Here is a 2,706-nt window from a genome sequence, read left to right on the forward strand (position 1 = left end):
CATCCCGGGCAGCACGGTCGCGCCCGCCCGCCCGACCGTGCTGCCCGGGATGCGCCTGGCGGGGCTGCGACCCGGAACCGGAAGGCTCCCGTCGAGCCAGGCCATCCGCGCCGCGCACGAATGCGCGGCCTGCGCGCCGCACCGGTCCCGCCATCGCTCTCGGACTGTCGCCACCCGGCCGGCCGCCGACCTGACCGACTGCACCCACGCCGGCTGACGCTGGGCCGGTCAGATCAGGTGCATGCCGTCCGGGTGATGCCAGCGCCGGCCTCGATCCGGATGACGGGACCTCGCCGGACCGCGATGTGCCGGTCGGACGCTGTGGAGCTGATGTCGCCAACGACTCGGACGGGTTCCGGCGCGGTGTGAGCGAGGCCATGACCTTCCTGGCCGGACCCGGCACTTCGGGGACTCGGCGCCACGAAGATCATCGTTAGGCTGCCGGTATGGACGTCGAGACACGCCTGCGGCGGGTCCGCGGGTGGCTGTGGGTCGTGGTGGTGGGCCTGTTCCTCAGCGGGGCGACCGCGTTCACCATCACCATCGGCGGCAACGACGCCGGCTTCGCGGACGTCATCACGAGCTGTCGCTTCGGCAGCACCACCACCTGCGTCAACGCGGTCGACACCGCGAAGAGCTTCGCCACCACCACACTGCCCGGCCGGCTCGACGCCACGTACGCCGCCATCCGCAACCGGGCACCCAACGCCCGACTGGTGGTGCTCGGCTATCCCCGGCTCTTCGAGACCAGCTACTGCGGCCTGCTGGCCATGAGCACCTACAAGCGGACCATCCTCAACGAGGCCGCCGACGTGCTCGCGACCGTCATCGCCGGCCGGGCGGCGGCGGCCGGCGCCACCTTCGCCGACGCCCGCCCGTACTTCGCCGGGCACGGCGTCTGCGCCGCCGACCCGTGGATCCGGGACGTCAGCGGGGTCGTCGAGGCGTACCACCCGGACGCCGACGGCTACCGGTACGGCTACCTGCCGGCGTTGACCGCGGTGCTCGGCTGACGCGTACGCCGACGGCCGACGGCCCCACCGGGGACCGCCGGCCGTCGGACGAGTGTCCGGTCAGGACACGTCGGCGTTGCTCGGCCGGCCCCACGGGCCGGTGATCGCGAAGACGTAGCCGGGGGACTGGATGTTGGCGAAGAGGATCTGCCCGTCCGCGCTGAACGTCGGGCCGGTGAACTCGCTGTCGTTGAGCTCGTTGCGGGCCAGCGGGTACGCCTTGCCCTCCGCGGTCACCCCGACCAGGTGGGACAGCCCCTCGCCGTCCTCGGCCAGGATCACCCCGCCGTACGGGGAAACGGTGATGTTGTCCGGGCCGTCGAAGTTGCCGGCCTCGGCGTCCGGGTTCTGGTTGACCCCGAAGATGGTCTTCAGCGTGACCGTCTCCGTCCGCGGGTCGTAGAACCACACCTGCCCGTCGTGCTCGTTGGTGCTGCCGTCGGAGTGCCGGGCGAAGCTGGCCACGAAGTACGCCCCGCCGTCGGCCCACCAGGCACCCTCCAGCTTGCGGCTGCGGGTGACCTGCTCGTCGGTGAACTGCTTGCGCACCGAGACGGTCTTCGCGTCCCGGTCCGGCACGTCCACCCACTCCACCCGGTACCGGGTGCCCGGTGCGGTGGCCTCCGACAGGTCGGCGACGTGGGTGCTGCCCAGCCAGCAGGTCATCGCCTGGAGGCTGCCGGCGGTGTCCCCGTCGGGCCGCTCGGCCAGCGCCCGCAGCGCGCCCTTGCCACCCCGGAAGCCGGCCGGCGGCGTCCACCGGAAGTAGAGGCCGTTCGGCCCGCCCGCGTCCTCGGTCAGGTAGATCGAGTGGGTGTACGGGTCGACCGCGACCGCCTCGTGGGCGTAGCGGCCGAGGTACTTCAGCGGCACCGGGTTCTGGTTGGCCGCGCGGTCGTGCGGGTCGACCTCGAAGACGTACCCGTGGTTTTTCAGGTACTGTCCGCCGGCCTTCTGCTCGGTTTCCTCGCAGGTCAGCCAGGTGCCCCACGGGGTGATGCCGCCGGCGCAGTTGTTGTGCGTACCGGCCACCGAGACGTACTCGCGCAGCCGCCGGCCCTGGGCGTCCACCTCGATGGTGGTGGTGCCGCCCCGGGCACCCGGGTCGTAGGTGAGGCCGGCCAGCGCGGGCACCGGGAACGGCTCGCTGCCGCTGATCTCGTGGTTGTTCACCAGCACCGAGCCGTCCCGGCCGAGGAAGCAGCCGGTGCCGTCGGCGTCGCTCGGGGTCGGCTGCCCGGATTCGAGCAGGGTCACGCCGGCCTGCGCCACGATCGTGTAGGAGAAGCCGGGCGGCAGGGCCAGCAGACCGGCCGGGTCGGGCACCAGTTCGCCGTAGCCGACGGCCGGCCGGGTGGCGGCCCGCGCCGCCTTCGGCCCCGCGATCGCTTCCAGGTTGCCGGCCACCACGATGCCGAGGCCGCCGGCCGCGCCGGCCCGCAGCACATTGCGGCGGGAGATGGGGGAGGAGGTCACGTTGTCGCCTTCCTGTTCACGATGCTTCCGACAGCAGGCAATCGGGACCGGGGGAACGGGGCCGAGTAGGGCGGCGGCCGGCGGGTGAACACTGGCCCAACCCTCGGTGCGGGCCGTGTACTGTGCCCGGTCCGTGCGCGTCCGTTAGGGTTCCCTCGATCGGAACCGCGGCGGCGTCGGGGGGCGGAGAGTGGGCAGGCTCGCGACGGCGTACGGG

General features: G+C 72.7%; 2 protein-coding genes and 1 pseudogene. 2 read left to right on the plus strand and 1 reads right to left on the minus strand.

Annotation, left to right across the window (positions count from 1 at the left end):
* Both DKL51_RS35910 and DKL51_RS28800 read left to right on the plus strand, forming a co-directional pair.
* Positions 1-217: hypothetical protein (locus DKL51_RS35910; RefSeq protein ID WP_221623257.1), on the plus strand; the 217-nt coding region annotated here is incomplete at its 5' end.
* A gap of 307 nt (positions 218-524) precedes the next feature.
* A pseudogene (locus DKL51_RS28800) lies at positions 525-1,013 on the plus strand (GDSL-type esterase/lipase family protein); the annotation flags it as partial.
* Positions 1,014-1,073: 60 nt separating this feature from the next.
* Here the strand turns inward: DKL51_RS28800 and DKL51_RS28805 are convergent.
* Entirely contained in the window at positions 1,074-2,489 is a 1,416-nt protein-coding gene (locus tag DKL51_RS28805; protein WP_109966710.1) for an alkaline phosphatase PhoX, read from the minus strand.
* Positions 2,490-2,706 lie beyond the last annotated feature (217 nt).

The organism is Micromonospora globispora (assembly GCF_003857015.1).
GTDB lineage: Bacteria > Actinomycetota > Actinomycetes > Mycobacteriales > Micromonosporaceae > Micromonospora > Micromonospora globispora.